Source organism: Kitasatospora sp. NPDC058162 (genome assembly GCF_042884005.1).
Lineage (GTDB): Bacteria > Actinomycetota > Actinomycetes > Streptomycetales > Streptomycetaceae > Kitasatospora.
The window spans coordinates 1-14,315 of record NZ_JBHVUS010000023.1 but is presented as its reverse complement, the minus strand read 5'-3'; the positions used below and the strand labels follow the sequence as shown (position 1 = coordinate 14,315).

Genomic DNA, 14,315 nt, shown 5'->3' with positions numbered 1-14,315 from the left:
AGCCATGACCGCACCCCGAGTGCTCTACACCGACCCCGCGTGGCTGCGCACGGGCGACACCATCGACCCGGCGCTGGCCACGGTCGAGACGGAGGTCCTGGGCGGCAGCACCGAGCTGCTCTTCGGCCCGTTCGCCGACGGCCGCTACCAACTGGACAGCCCCGAGCTGGCGGCCCGCGCGGCCGGTGCCGAGGTCCTGGTGGTCTACCGCTGCCAGGTCACCCCGGAGCTGCTGGACGCCGCCGGCCCGGGCCTGAAGGCCGTCGTCCGGCAGGGCGTCGGCGTCGACAACCTCAACGCCGAACTGCTCCAGGAGCGCGGCCTGCTGGGCTTCAACGTGCCGGACTACTGCGTGGACGAGGTCTCCTCGCACACCACCGCGCTGGCCCTCGCGCTGGAGCGCGCCGTCGTCCCGCAGCACCGGACCCTGACCGAGGGCCGCTTCGACATCTACGCGGGCGGCGTGCCGCGCCGGACCAGCAGCCGGACCCTGGGCATCGTCGGCTTCGGCCGGATCGGCCGCGCGGTGGCCCGCAAGCTGGGCGTCCACTACGGCCGGACCCTGGTCTTCGACCCGTACATCGGCCGCGACCTGGCCGAGGGCTACGGCGCCCACGCCGTGGACACCCTCGCCGAACTGCTCGCCGAGTCCGACCTGGTGACGCTGCACTGCCCGCTGAACCCGGAGACCGACCGGATCATCGACCGGACGGCGCTGCGCGGCATGCGCGAGGGCGCCTACCTGATCAACGCGGCCCGCGGCCGACTGATCGACCCGGTCGCGCTGACCGAGGCCCTGGAGGGCGGCTGGATCGGGGGCGCGGGGCTCGACGTGTTCTCGCCGGAGAACCCGCACGACGACGCGGCCTGGGCGCCGGTGCTGAAGCACCCGGGCGTCGTGGTCAGCAGCCACCGGGCCTTCCTGTCCAGCGACGCGGAGGCCAGCAGCCGCCGCCGGGTCGCCGAACTGGTCCGCGACGTGCTGGCCGGCCGTACCCGGCTGGTCGGCCGGGTGCTGCCGGAGGGAAGTGCCTGATGACCACCCTTTCCCCCACCTCCGCCGCCGGGATCGGAGCCGGCGTCGCCGTGCTGTCCACCGGGGACGTCCGCGTCCCGGTGTACCCGGCGGCGACGGCCCTGCCCGCGCTGGGCGACCAGCCGTACCCGCCCCCGGCGGGGCAGGACGGGCTGCGCGCCGCCATCGCCGCGTACGCCACGGCGAGCGGCACCGCGACCGTCCGCCCCGAGCAGGTCCTGGTGGCGCCCGGTGCCCGGGCTGCCATCCTGTCGGTGCTGGCCGGGGCGCTCGGCGACCGGCGCGAGGTGCTCGTCCCCGGCCCGTACTGGGCGAGCTACCCGACGCTGATCAAGGCGGCGGGCGGCACGGCGGTGCTGGTCCCCGGGCAGGTCGGCGTCGGCGCTCCCTCGATCGAGGCGCTGGAGGCCGCGCTGACCGAGCGCACCGGCGCGCTGGTCCTCAACTCGCCGCGCAATCCCGACGGTTCGGTGATCCCGGCGGAGCGGCTGCGGGAACTCTCCGACTGGGCCGAGGCCCACGGGCTGCTGCTGCTCTTCGACCAGGTGTACCGGGGCGTCCCGATCGGGGACGGTCCGGCACCCTCCGTCCTCGGCCTCGGCCCCGAACTGCCCGCGCACTGCGTCGTGGTGGACGGGCTCACCAAGAGCCACGCGCTGGCCGGCCTGCGGATCGGCTGGGCGATCGCCGCCCGGCCCGTCCTGGACGCCGCGACCGCGCACGCCTCGCACGTCATCGGCGGCACCGGCTCGGCCGCCCAGCGGATCGCCCTCGCCGTCCTCGGCGGGGAGCCCGGCAGCGACACCGGCGGGGAGCCCGGCACTCAGCCCGGCACCGAGCCCGACCGGGACGACCGGCGGGCGCGGCTGGGCTCGGCCCTGGAGGGCAACCTCAAGGCGGTGCTGGAGCGGCTGTCCGGGATCCCCGGGGTGTCCTGCCCCCGGCCGGAGGGCGGCATCTTCGTCTTCCCCGACCTGCGCGGCTGGCTCGCCGAGCACGCCCCGCCCGGGGCACGCGCGGACCTGACCGGCTGGCTGCGGGACGAGCACCGGGTCGCGGTGGTGGACGGGAAGGCGTTCGGAGCCCCCGGGCACGTCCGGCTGTCCTTCGCCCTGCCCGAGGAGGACCTGCTGACGGGCGTCGACCGGCTGCGCACCGCGCTGACCGGCTGACCGGCCGACCGGGCGACCGGGCGGGGAACGACGCCGGCACCGGAGAAGTCCGGTGCGGCACAAGGTCGGTGCGGCACAGAGTCGGTGCGGGACAAGGTCGGTGCGGGACGAGGCCGGCACGGAACAAGGGGAAGAGAAGCAATGGCAGGTGCGCTGCGGGTCCGGGTCGTCCGTTCGGCCGAGGAGCTCAACCCGGGGCTGGACGCCCTGGTCTCGGCGTCCGGGGCGCCGTTCTACTTCGGCCGGGAGTTCCTCGCCGCCTACGAGCGCTACCCCGTCCAGGCGGTCGCGGACCGGTACTACCTGGAGGCGTACGGGGACGGGGAGGAGCTGCTCGGCTTCGCCCCGTGCCACGTCCAGGCGGACCCGCTGGGCGCGTTGGGGCTGGCCGAGGGAGAGAAGGCCCTGGTCTCCAACCTGTGGCACTGCCCGGACAGCCACCTGGTCGCCGTGGAGCGCCGCCCGGAGGTCGCCGCCGCGCTGCTGGAGGCCATGGGCCGCTGCGCGGCGGAGGCCGGGCTGGCCCGCTACGGGTTCGTCAACGTCGAGCTGGGCTCGCCCAGCGCGGCCGCGCTGGAGGCCGCCGGTCTGACCGGGACACCGATCGACAAGCGCTACGCCCTGGACCTGAGCACCTTCGCGACCGAGGACGAGTACCTCGCCACGCTCAGCGGCAGCACCCGCCACGAGTACCGGCGCCAACTGCGCCGGGCCGCCGAGGCGGGCGCCGAGATGTCGATGCGGACGGCCACCGCGGACGAGGAGGTCGAGCGCTACCGGCTGCTGGAGATCAGCGCCGCCCGCTTCGGGTCGGCCGGCTACTACGACGCGCAGCGGATCGTCGACTTCCTCGGCATGATGCAGAAGGCCGCGCGGGTCAACGAGATCCGCCTCGACGGCGAACTGCTGGCGATCGGCATCCTCTTCGCCGAGGAGCGCAAGCTGCACACCTGGGCGGCCGGCTACGACCGGGAGCGCGAACTCCCGTTCAGCCCTTACTACCTGCTGCACGCCTCGGCGGTACGCTACGCGCTCGAACTGGGTCTGCCGGTCCTGGAGGGCGGGCGGCGCAACGACGATTTCAAGATGCGTTTCGGAATGGCACAGAAGCCGCTGGCCGCATACCTGGGATCCTGACGAAAGGTTGTGACCGATGGCGCTCCGCCTCGCCGTCACCGAGGAACTCCCGAGCGACTGGGAGTCCGTCACGCAGCACGCCGCCGCTCCGGCGACCAGGCGGTGGATCCAACTCGGCCACGACTGGCTGCCCGGGCGGCTGCACACCCTCGCGCTGCGGGACGACGACGGCGAGTGCCTGGCCGCGATAGGCGCCGCCGTCGTCGAGGACCCGGGGGCGCGGCTGCGGCTGAACGCGCACCAGGTGCTGTCCGGCGGCACCGCCGCGATGGGCCTGGCGGCCGAGGGGCCGTACCCGTGGGCGGACACCGAGCACGCCGAGGTGTTCCCGTCGCTACTGCTGATGTACCCGAACTACGCCAGCTTCCCGGTCGGCCCGGCCAGCCGCGACCGGGCCGTGCTCAAGGAGTTCGTCGCCCGGATCACCGACTGGGCGCGGGCGCAGGGGCTCCGCTCGGTGAGCCTGCTGTTCCTGCGGGCGAGCGCGGATCCGTTCATCGAGGAACTGCGCTCGGCGGGTTTCGACCTCCTCAAGCTCACCGAGACCTGCGACCTGCGGGTCACCTGGACGGACCTGGACGGCTACTTCCTCAGTCTGCCCAGCAAGCGCCGGGTCGAGGCCCGGCGTGAGCTCCGGATGCTGGAGGAGCGGGGCATCGAACTCGACGCCCGTCCGCTCGCCGCGGAGGAGCCGGAGATCCTCGACCTGCGCTGCCAGCTCGCCGAGAAGTACGACGGGGTCTCGGACATCGAGCGGGAGCGGCGGATCCTGAACGGGCTGCGCGAGCACGTCGCCCCCGAGGACCTCACGGTGTTCACCGCGAGCAAGGACGGCACGATGCTGGGCTTCGGGCTGATGGTCCGGGACGGCGAGGAGTGGACCGCCGCCATCGCCGGCACCAACTACCGGCGCGAGGACTCGGAGTTCACCTACTTCGCGAACCTCTACTACCAGCCGGCTGCGGTGGCGTCCGCCCACGGCATCAGGACCATCGGCTACGGTCCCGGCTCCTGGGACGCCAAGCGGCGCCGGGGCTGCGAACTGTCGCCGCTCTACGCCGCCGGGCTGCTGCTGGGCTGAGCCGAGCGGTGCGGGCGGGGGACGCTGCTGCGTCCCCCGCCCGCTCACGCATGCCGGGGCGCCGTCACCGTTCGGGGCGCCCCGCCGCCCGGGCGAGCAGTTCGGCGAGGTGGACGCCGTCCCGGTGGGCGAGCTGGTCGAGTTGGGTGCGGCAGGAGAAGCCGTCGGTGAGCAGGACGGCCTCCGTCCCGGCCTCCCGCACCGCGGGCAGCAGCGCGGTCTCGGCGACCGCCACGCTGGTGTCGTAGTGGCCGCGTTCGGCGCCGAAGTTGCCCGCCAGACCGCAGCACCCGCCGACCGTACGGAGCTCGGCACCGGCGCGTTCGAGCAGCGCGCGGTCTGCCGACCAGCCCATCACGGCGTGGTGGTGGCAGTGCGGTTGGGCGACGACCTGCACGCCGCTGAGGGACGGCGGCTGCCAGCCGGCGACGCCGTCCAGGAGTTCGGCGAGGGTCCGGGTGGCCCCGGCCACCGAGTCCACCGCGCGGGACCGGCCCAGCAGTTCGGCGGCCTCCCCGCGGAACACCGCGGTGCAGGACGGTTCCAGGCCCACGATGGGCACCCCGGCCCCGGCGTGCGGCGCCAGCGCGGCGACGCTGCGCCGCAGGATGCGCCGTGCGGCGTCCAGCTGGCCGGTGGAGATCCAGGTCAGCCCGCAGCACAGCTTGCGGTCGGGGATCCGTACCGAGAATCCCGCGTCCTCGAGGACCCGGACGGCCGCGATGCCGACCTGCGGGGTGAAGTGGTCGGTGAAGGTGTCCACCCACAGCAGCACGGGAGTTCCCGGGGCGGGCCGGTGCCCGGCGAACCACCGGCGGAAGGTGCGCGGGGCGAACGCGGGCAGCTCCCGCCGGTGGTCCACCCCGGCCAGCCGCTTGGCCGCGCGCCCGAGCGGCCCGGCCAGCACGCCGTTCACCAGGGCGGGCGCCGCCGAGGCCAGCCGCGCCCACCGGGGCAGCCGGCCGAGCGAGTAGTGCGAGGCCGGGCGCAGCCGGCCCCGGTACCGCTGGTGGAGCGCCTCGGCCTTGTAGGTCGCCATGTCGACCCCGCTGGGGCAGTCGGAGGAGCAGCCCTTGCAGGCCAGGCACAGGTCCAGCGCGTCGTGCACCTCCGGGGAGTCCCAGCCGTGCACCAGCGACCCGTTGACCATCTCCTGGAGCACCCGGGCCCGGCCGCGGGTGGAGTCCTTCTCGTCCCGGGTGGCCCGGTAGGACGGGCACATCACGGCGTCGGTCGGTGCGGTGGCCCGGCACTTGCCGACCCCGGTGCAGCGGTGCACCGCGCGGCTGAAGTCGCCCTGGTCGGCCTGGTAGGCGAAGGCCAGCCCGGTGCGCACGGGCCGCGCGGCGGGCAGCCGCAGGTCCGCGTCGACCGGGCGGGGCCGCACGATCACCCCGGGGTTGAGCAGGTCGTCGGGGTCGAACACGTCCTTGACGGCGGAGAACGCCTCCAGCGCGGCCGGCGAGTACATCAGCGGGAGCAGCTCGCCGCGGGCCCGTCCGTCGCCGTGCTCGCCCGACATCGACCCGCCGTGCCGGGCGACCAGCTTCGCCGCCGCCTCGAGGAAGCCGCGGAACACGGCCGGGCCGCCGGGCCGTTCGAGCGGGAAGTCGATCCGGATGTGGACGCAGCCGTCGCCGAAGTGGCCGTACGGGATCCCGCGCAGCCCGTGCTCGGCCAGCAGCGCCTCGAACTCGCGCAGGTAGGCGCCGAGCCGCTCCGGCGGCACGGCGGCGTCCTCCCAGCCCGGGTGGGCGGGGTGGTGGGCGCGGGTGGCCAGCCCCGCGCCGTCCTCCCGGATCCGCCACAGGGCCGCGGCCTCGGCCGGATCGGCCACCACCCGGGCGTCCAGCGCCCCGGACGCCGCGACGGCCCGGGCCGCCAGCGCCCGGGCCTCCGCCGGGTCGGCGCCGCCGACCTCGACGAACAGCCAGCCGCCGCCGCGGGGCAGTTCGGGCACGGCCGCGGCCCCGCGCAGGCCGCGGACCACGTCCACGATCCGGGCGTCCAGGCCCTCGACGGCGATCGGTGCCCCGGGCAGCAGGGCGGGCACCGCGTCGGCGGCCGCGGCCATGTCCGGGTACCCGAGGACGGCGAGCGCGGTGGCGGCGGGCGCCGGGACCAGCCGTACGGTGGCCCCCAGCACGACGCCCAGGCTCCCCTCGGTGCCGACCAGAGCAGCGGGGAGGTCGAACCCCCGCTCGGGCAGCAGGTGTTCCAGCGAGTAGCCGGACACCTGCCGGCCGAAGCGCCCGAGTTCGGTGCGGATCACCGCGAGCCGTCGCGCCACCACCTCGTGCAGGGCCGACAGGGTCGGCGAGGACGCGGGATCGGCGCCCTTGCGCGCGGTGATCCGTTCTCCGGTGCCGGTCAGGAAGTCCAGTTCGACGACGTTGTCCGCGGTCCGCCCGTAGCCGAGCGCGCGGGAGCCGCAGGCGTTGTTCCCGATCATGCCGCCGATCGTGCAGCGGCTGTGGGTCGACGGGTCGGGGCCGAAGCGCAGGCCGTGCGGCGCGGCGGCCCGCTGCAGGTCGTCGAGGACCACCCCGGGGTCGACCACGGCGGTGCGGGCGGACGGGTCGATCCGGTGCACCCGGTTCAGGTGCCGGGAGAAGTCCAGCACGACACCGGGGCCGACCGCGTTGCCGGCGATCGAGGTGCCGGCGCCCCGGGAGGTCAGCGGGACGCCGAGCGACCGGCAGACCTCGACCGTCGACAGCACCTCGTCGACGGCCCGGGGGAACACGACGGCGGCCGGGACCACCCGGTACAGCGACGCGTCGGTGGAGTACTCGGCGCGACGGCGCGCGGAGACGTCCACCTCGACCCCGGTGCGGCGCAGTTCGGCGGCGAGCGCGTCGCCGGTGGTGTCGTGGTCGTGGGTGTCGTGGTCGTGGGTGTTCATCGGTGTTCGTTCCTCGCCCCGTGAAGTCAGATCGACGTGGCCATGCCATATCACATGCCCACCGCCGTACGCCAGCTGACAGTCCGTCGAAAATATTGGCAGCTATTCCGGAAGCCGGATCTTGATCTTCTGGTTCGCCAGTTCATAGCCTTGCCGACATCAGCTGTTCACCAGGGTCCAGGGGGACCCCTGTGCCCGAACGCCGGAGGACGCCATGGGGTTGAACGCACAAGGCTTCACGATCATCGATACGCCGCCGCTCGACGAACACACCCTCTCGCAGTTCGAGAACCTGCCGCTGGACCCGTACACCGGCTCCAGCCAGCGCTACCGCCGCTTCTCCCAGTTCCGCCTCGTCCACGACGGGCAGTGGAAGCTCGAACTCCTGCCGCACCGTCACTTCGCCCAGCCCCGCCAGTACAACGACCTGGTCGGCGGACAGCTGCGCACCCTCGAGCCGCTGACCACGGACCCCACGCCGCTCATCGCCGCCGGGGCCGAGGCCCTCGGTCTGGACGAGGGCACCGTGTGGCAGCTCAACATCCACCAGTGCCGGGTGGTGTCCACCCCGGACGTGAAGGGCGTCGCCGCGCCCGAGGGCCCGCACCGCGACGGCCACCACTTCGGCATAGTCGCCGTCACCCGCCGGCACAACATCTCCGGCGGCGAGACCCACTTGATGCCCCTCGACGGCGGCGAGCCGTTCTTCACCACCACCCTCCAGGACGGCCAGGCCATCGCCTTCGACGACCGGGTGATGTTCCACCACGTGACCGACATCCACCACCTCACGGAGGAGGGCGGCCACCGGGACGTGTGGCTGGTGGCGGTCAACCCCTGGGAACACCGCCGGTACGGCGAGGAGTACGAGGCCGAGGTCCTCGCGAGCAACGCGTCGTGACCGCCATGACCACTGCGACGACTGTGACCGCCATGACCGAGACCACGCTCACCGCCCCCACCGCCCCCGCCGCGTCGGCTCCCGGCAGCGCGCCGGTCTACGACCGCATCGGCGTCGGCTACTCCGCCGTGCGCCGCCCCGACCCCCGCTGGGCCCAGGCCGTCCGGGCCGCCCTGGGCGACGCCCGTTCCGTCCTCAACGTCGGCGCCGGCTCCGGCGCTTACGAGCCGACCGACCTGCGGGTCGTCGCCGTCGAGCCCTCGCTCGAGATGCGCGCCCAGCGCCCGGCGGACGCCGCCCCCTGCGTCGTCGGCCGGGCGGAGAGCCTGCCGTTCGACGACCAGGCCTTCGACGCCGTCCAGGCCGTCCTCACCGTCCACCACTGGACGGACCTGGAGGGCGGGGTCGCCGAACTCCTGCGGGTCGCCTCCCGGTTCGCCGTCGTCACCTACGACATGGACGTCCAGGCCGGCTTCTGGTTCACCCGGGACTACGTGCCGGAGATCGCCGAGGCCGAACGCTCCCGGGTCCCCTCGCTGCACCGGATCACCGAACTGCTCGGCCCCTGCGAGGTCACCGAACTGCCCGTCTGGCACGACTTCACCGACGGCTTCATGACCGCGTTCTGGCGCCGGCCGGAGGCCTACCTGGACCCGATGATGCGGCGCGCCTGCTCGGCCTTCGCCCTGACCGACCAGGCGGCCGTCGAGCGCGGGGTCGAGCGGCTGCGCGCCGACCTGGCCTCGGGCGCCTGGCACCGCCGGTACGCCGACCTCGTCACCCGCGACCGCATCGACGCCGGCTTCCGGTTGATCACCGGCACCTCGCCGTACGCGACCGGAGACCGGCGGACCACGGCGGGGGAGGGGGCGGCCGGATGAGCGGCGCACTGCCCGACCCGGCCGCCGAACCCGGCTGGGACTACGACCGGCTGGCCGAGCTGGCGGGCCGTCACGCCACCCCGTTCCACGTCCTGGACACCGCCCGGCTCGACCGGGCGGCACGGGACGTGCTCGGAGCGCTGGGCGAACTGAGCAGGCCCGCCACGGCCTACTACTCGGTGAAGACCAACTACCTGCCCCACCTGACCCGTCGGCTCGCGCGGCACGGCATGGGCGCCGACGTGGTGTCGGGGTACGAGCTGGAGGCGGCGCTCGCGGCCGGCTTCGAGCCGGAGCGGATCGTCTTCAACGGCCCGGTGAAGACCGAGGAGGAGCTGGCCCTCGCGCTCCGGCACGGAGTGCGGGTCAACATCGACGGCGAGCACGAGATCGAGGTCCTGGACCGGCTCGCGGCCGAGGCCGGGCAGGGCACCGTGGAGGTGGGGATCCGGATCTCCCCCGGAGTGCCGGTCTCCACCTCCACCGACCCCTCGTACCGGCTCCAGGCCGAACTCGCCGCCCGCCGCAACCGGTTCGGCTGGCCGGCCGGCTCGCCGCAGCTCGCCCGACTGGTCCGGGGCATCGCCGAGTCCCCGCACCTGAGGCTCACCGCGGTGCACGCCCACCTCAGCAGCCAGATCGTGCACCAGGAGCTGATGCTCCGCGCACTGGAGCCGGTGCTGGGCGAGGCCGCGGAGCTGCACCGGCGGTTCGGGCTGCGCGAGGTCAACATCGGCGGCGGGTTCGGCGTGCCGGGCATCCGGCGCCCCCGCACCGGGCCGCTGTCCGCGCTGTGGGGCCTGCACGGCAGCGCGCCGGCGGCCGACGAGGAACCGTCCCTGGACACCGCGCAGCTGCTGGCGGACGTCGACAAGCGGATGCAGGACCTGGGCCTGGACGGGGTCGCCCTCGCCTGCGAGCCGGGCCGCTGGCTGGTCTCCGACGCCATGGCGATCGTGACCCGGGTGATGTCGAGCAAGGAACTGCCGGAGGCCCGCTGGCTGATCGTGGACGCGGGCAACAACGTGGCCCCGTGGACCGGTAGCGGCGAGGTGCACCGGCTGGTGCCGATCGGCCGCGCCTTCGCGCCGGACCGGTCCACCTGGTCGGTGGCCGGGCCGCTCTGCTACGAGAACGACATCCACGGCCAGGCCGTCGACCTGCCCGAGGACGTGCGGACCGGCGACCTGGTGTGCCTGCACGACACCGGCGCCTACTCCCTGGGCCGGAGCAACAACTTCATCCGGACCAGGGCCGCCGTCGTCGCCGTCGACGGGGAACAGGAGCAGCTGGTCTGGCGCGCCGAGACCGGTCAGGACGTCTTCCGCCTGGCCGACCCGGACCCTGACCCCCTGCCGCCGGGCGGGAACCCGGGACCGGCAGAGTGATCAGGAGCTACGCGGAGCTGCTGCGGCTCCCGGGCGCGAGCGCGGCGGCGGTGCCCGCCGCGCTCGCGCGCCTGGCCGGGACGATGGTGCCGCTCGCCCTGCTGCTGACCTCGGTGCAGTCGGGGCACTCCATCGCCGCGGGCGGCGGCGCGGGCGCGGCCTACGCCCTGGGCGGCGCGGTCGCGGGCCCGGCGATCGGGCGGCTCATGGACCGGCTCGGCCCGGCCCCGGTGCTGCGGATCACCGGCCCGGTGGCCGGACTCGTCCTGGCCGCCGCCGCCCTCGCGGCGGACCGGCTGCCGACGGCCGTCCTCCTCGCGGCCGCGGCCGCCGCCGGACTGGCCACCGCGCCGGTCGGGGCCTCCGTCCGGGCCATGTGGGGCGGCCTGACCGAGGACGCGGCGCTGCGGCAGCGGGCGTACTCCTTCGAGGCGACGCTGAGCGAACTGCTCTTCATCCTCGGGCCGACGGTCGTCACCGTGCTGGGCTCGCTCGTCGGCGCCCGGGACGCCCTGCTGGTCACCGCGGTCCTGCTGGGCGCCGGCGCGGTCGGCTACGGCCAGGCCGCGGTCGTGCGCCGCCGGCGGCCGCAGCCGCGGTTGTCGGCGCCCGACGGCTCCGGTGCCCGCAGGCCTGCTGCCCGCCGCTCCGGTCCGGGCGCCGCCACCCTCTCCGTCCTCGCCGCCATCGCCCTGACGGCCGCCCTGTCCAGCGCCCTGGCCGTCGCGGTCACGGCCGCGCTGCGCGACCAGGGCTCGGCGGCGGAACTGGCCGGGACGCTGGTCGCGCTGCAGTCCGCGGGCAGCGTGGTCGGCGGGCTGGTCTACGGCGCCCGCAGCCCCAAGGGCAGCACCTACCGCCGGTACGTCCGGCTGCTGGTCGTGCTGGCCCTCGCCCTGGCCGTCCTGCCGACGGTCCACCTGGCCCACCGGGCGGGCCTGCCCGCCTCCTGGACGCTGGTCCTGCTGGGCGCCCTGCTGCTGCTCAGCGGTCTGCCGATCGCCCCCGCCGGGGCCGAGGAGTTCCAGCTCATCGGAGAGATGACGGCCCAACGGAAGATGACCCAGGCCTTCGCCGGGGTCGGCAGCTTCATCGCGATCGGCGCGGCGGCGGGCTCGGCACTGGCCGGCCTGGTCGCGGACAATCTCGGTCCGGCCGCCGCCCTGTCCCTGCCGGCCGTGTTCACGGCACTCGCGCTCCTGGTGTCGCTCGCCGCCCGGGGGCCGATCGCGGCGGCCCTCGCCCCCGAGCCGACCGCCGCCCCGGAGTTGACCCCCTCGAACCCGTCCCCCGCCCGCCACTCCACCCCCGACCTCGGAGAGCAACACCCATGACCACATCACCCGGCGTCCTGGCCGTCGTCGAGAGCCAGCTGTCGAACTTCGGCCTGACGCCCCTGCGGGCCGCCCACGAACTCGGCTTCCACACCGTCCTGATGAGCAACGACCCCGACCGCTACCGGGTCGTCAGCCTCGCCGAGGAGGTCTACGCCAAGCACATCGACGAGATCATCCAGGCGGACACCAACTCCGTCGACGCGGTGGTCGCCGCGCTGGAGCCGTTCCACGCGGCCGGTCGGCTCAGCGGTGTGATGACCGTGACCGACTACAACATCCCCCTCGTCGCCGAGGTCGCCGCCCGCTTCGGCCTGCCGGGGCTGTCCCCGGCGGCCGCGCGGAACTGCCGCGACAAGCTCCTGATGCGCCAGGCCTGCCAGGCGGCCGGAGTCGCCGTCCCCGGCTTCCACCAGGCGATCGGTGAGGAGGACGCGCTCGCCGCGGCGGACCGCTTCGGCTACCCGTGCGTGGTCAAGCCGATGACCGAGTCCGCGAGCATCGGCGTCACCCTGTGCCGCACCCCCGACGAAGTCCTCGCGGCCTACCGGGACATCACCTCCTCCAGCACCGACTTCCGGGGCCAGCCCCGCCGCCCCGGCGCGCTCGTGGAGGAGTACCTGCTGGGCTTCGAAGTGAGCGTCGAGTCCGTCCTGGTGGACGGCGAGCGGCGGTTCCTGGGCGTCACGGACAAGGCGCTCGGCCCCCACCCGTACTTCGTGGAGATGGGCGACACCTTCCCGTCGATGCTCTCGGCGCCGGTCCGGGCCGAGTGCACCGAGCTGGCCCGCCGCGCCCTGGAAGCCGTCGGGCACGACTTCGGCGCCGCCCACGTCGAGGTGAAGATGACCGCGGACGGGCCCCGGATCGTGGAGGTCAACGGCCGGATGCCCGGCGCGGAGATCACCCAGCTGATCCGCGAGGCGACCGGGGTGTACCTCCAGCGCGAGGTGGTCAAGCTGCACGCCGGCCTGCCCGCCGACCTCACCCCCAGCCGCGACCGCGCGGCCGCCTCCCGCTACCTGGCGGCCCGCCAGGCCGGCACCCTGTCCGCCGTCGACGGGGCGGACCTCGCCCGCCGGGTCCCCGGCGTCGTCGAGGTCGACCTGGAGGCCCACCCGGGGGACCGGGTCCGCCCCGCCGAGAGCAACCTCGACCTGCTGGGGTACGTCGTCGCGACCGGCGACACCACCGGAGACGCCGTGCGCCGGGCCGAAGCGGCCCTGGGCCAGCTCACCCCGCGGATCGACACCGGGGCCGGGACGGAGCAGCGGTGAACACCACGGTCACCGTGCACCGGGACCTCGCCGACCTCCCGCACCCCGGAACGGCGCACTGGGACACGCTGTTCGGGCCGCGCGGCTTCTACGCCGCGAGCCCCTGGCTCGGCCACGCCCAGGCCACCGCCGCCACCGCGCCGTACTACTTCACGGTGACCGACGGCGCCGAGTGGATCGGCGCCCTGCCCGCCTACCCCCTGGAGCAGGACACCCCCTACGTCTTCTGCAGCCCCGGCCGGGTCGTCGACACCCTGCACCGGCAGGCCACCGGGGAGCCCGCCCCCTGGGCCGCGGAACTGATGCCCGCCCTGGCCTGCGGCGGCCGCAACCCGTCCCACACCAAGGCGGGCGTCGCCCCCGGGCTCGACCCCCGGCGCCGGCGCGAAGTGCTGGCGGCCATGGTGGCGGAGGCGGAACGGCAGGCCTGGGCAGCCGGGCTGCAATCCGTCTCGTTCCTCTACGTCGACGAGGACGACGACCTGCTGCGCGGCGTCCTGGCCGACGCCCAGTACATCTCCCTCCCCGGGCAGACCGCCTACTCCCTGACCGTCCCGGAGGACGGCTCCTTCGACAGCTACCTGGCCCGGTTCGACCAGCGCCACCGCGTCAAACTCAAGCGGGAACTACGCGCCCTCGCCGAAGCCGGGGTCACGTACCGCACCCGGCCGCTGACCGAGGAACTCATCGACCAGATCGCCCCGCTGGAGATGGCCCTCTACGCCCGCCACGGCACCACGGCCAACCCGACCGCCTTCCGCGCGGTCTTCGACAGCATCGCCGCCAACACCGGCCACACGGCCCGGGTGACCACCGCCCACCTCGACGAAACCCTCATCGGCTTCGCCCTCACCTTCACCCACGGCGGCGAACTGTACGCCCGCCAGGCCGGCTTCGACTACGACGCCAAGGGCCGCCTCCCGGTCTACTTCGGCCTCGTCTACTACGAACTCCTCCGCCTCGCCCTCGCCGAGGGCCTCACCCACATCCACTACTCCACCGGCTCCGACCGCGTAAAACTCTCCCGCGGCTGCACCCCCCGCCCCCAACACACCTACCTCAAACCCCGCCACCCCACCCTCACCGCGCACCTGACCCACCTCGCCCACCTCTGATACGAAAATCCCCCTCCCCTGGCCCTTCTTGAAGATCAGGCGACCTCGACGGATTGGAGAGTGACTTGGTAGCCGAGTTGGTTCAGCT

11 protein-coding genes are annotated in these 14,315 nt (G+C 74.4%); 10 read left to right on the top strand and 1 reads right to left on the bottom strand.

Going from position 1 to position 14,315, the window contains the following annotated elements:
• The first annotated feature begins 4 nt into the window (after positions 1–4).
• The 4 genes from ACFVXG_RS31165 (at position 5) to ACFVXG_RS31150 (ending at position 4,426) form a co-directional block, all read left to right on the top strand.
• The gene (locus ACFVXG_RS31165) at positions 5–1,036 is read left to right on the top strand and encodes a C-terminal binding protein (RefSeq protein WP_387932196.1); all 1,032 of its coding nucleotides are present in this window, start codon (positions 5–7) and stop codon (positions 1,034–1,036) included.
• On the top strand, positions 1,036–2,208 hold the full coding sequence (locus tag ACFVXG_RS31160) for an aminotransferase class I/II-fold pyridoxal phosphate-dependent enzyme (RefSeq protein ID WP_387932194.1): 1,173 nt from the start codon (positions 1,036–1,038) through the stop codon (positions 2,206–2,208). Before ACFVXG_RS31165 ends, ACFVXG_RS31160 begins: the two co-directional genes overlap by 1 nt.
• 141 nt (positions 2,209–2,349) lie before the next feature.
• Positions 2,350–3,345, top strand: a complete 996-nt coding sequence (locus ACFVXG_RS31155) for a GNAT family N-acetyltransferase (RefSeq protein ID WP_387932192.1) — start codon at positions 2,350–2,352, stop codon at positions 3,343–3,345.
• Positions 3,346–3,361: 16 nt separating this feature from the next.
• Positions 3,362–4,426 carry a GNAT family N-acetyltransferase gene (locus ACFVXG_RS31150; RefSeq protein ID WP_387932190.1) on the top strand — a complete coding sequence of 355 codons (1,065 nt, stop codon included), beginning with the start codon at positions 3,362–3,364 and terminating at the stop codon, positions 4,424–4,426.
• Between the two features lie 64 nt (positions 4,427–4,490).
• On the opposite strand, the gene ACFVXG_RS31145 is transcribed toward ACFVXG_RS31150, so the two are convergent.
• Complete coding sequence (locus tag ACFVXG_RS31145; RefSeq protein ID WP_387932188.1) at positions 4,491–7,331, bottom strand: FAD-binding and (Fe-S)-binding domain-containing protein; 2,841 nt, start codon at positions 7,329–7,331, stop codon at positions 4,491–4,493.
• Positions 7,332–7,545: 214 nt separating this feature from the next.
• On the opposite strand from ACFVXG_RS31145, the gene ACFVXG_RS31140 reads away from it, so the two are divergent.
• The 6 genes from ACFVXG_RS31140 to ACFVXG_RS31115 are packed head-to-tail and all read left to right on the top strand — an operon-like array spanning position 7,546 to position 14,227.
• On the top strand, positions 7,546–8,232 hold the full coding sequence (locus ACFVXG_RS31140) for a 2OG-Fe dioxygenase family protein (protein ID WP_387932186.1): 687 nt from the start codon (positions 7,546–7,548) through the stop codon (positions 8,230–8,232).
• 32 nt (positions 8,233–8,264) lie between these two features.
• Positions 8,265–9,113 (top strand): class I SAM-dependent methyltransferase, encoded by an 849-nt coding sequence (locus ACFVXG_RS31135; protein WP_387932184.1) that lies wholly within the window; start codon positions 8,265–8,267, stop codon positions 9,111–9,113.
• On the top strand, positions 9,110–10,501 hold the full coding sequence (locus ACFVXG_RS31130; RefSeq protein WP_387932182.1) for a diaminopimelate decarboxylase family protein: 1,392 nt from the start codon (positions 9,110–9,112) through the stop codon (positions 10,499–10,501). The genes ACFVXG_RS31135 and ACFVXG_RS31130 overlap by 4 nt, the downstream gene beginning before the upstream one ends.
• Positions 10,498–11,835: an MFS transporter gene (locus ACFVXG_RS31125; protein WP_387932180.1), complete on the top strand. Its 1,338-nt coding sequence runs from the start codon at positions 10,498–10,500 to the stop codon at positions 11,833–11,835. Before ACFVXG_RS31130 ends, ACFVXG_RS31125 begins: the two co-directional genes overlap by 4 nt.
• The gene (locus ACFVXG_RS31120) at positions 11,832–13,112 is read left to right on the top strand and encodes an ATP-grasp domain-containing protein (protein WP_387932178.1); all 1,281 of its coding nucleotides are present in this window, start codon (positions 11,832–11,834) and stop codon (positions 13,110–13,112) included. Before ACFVXG_RS31125 ends, ACFVXG_RS31120 begins: the two co-directional genes overlap by 4 nt.
• A complete protein-coding gene (locus ACFVXG_RS31115) occupies positions 13,109–14,227 on the top strand; it encodes a GNAT family N-acetyltransferase (protein WP_387932176.1) in 1,119 nt (372 codons plus the stop codon). The genes ACFVXG_RS31120 and ACFVXG_RS31115 overlap by 4 nt, the downstream gene beginning before the upstream one ends.
• Positions 14,228–14,315 lie beyond the last annotated feature (88 nt).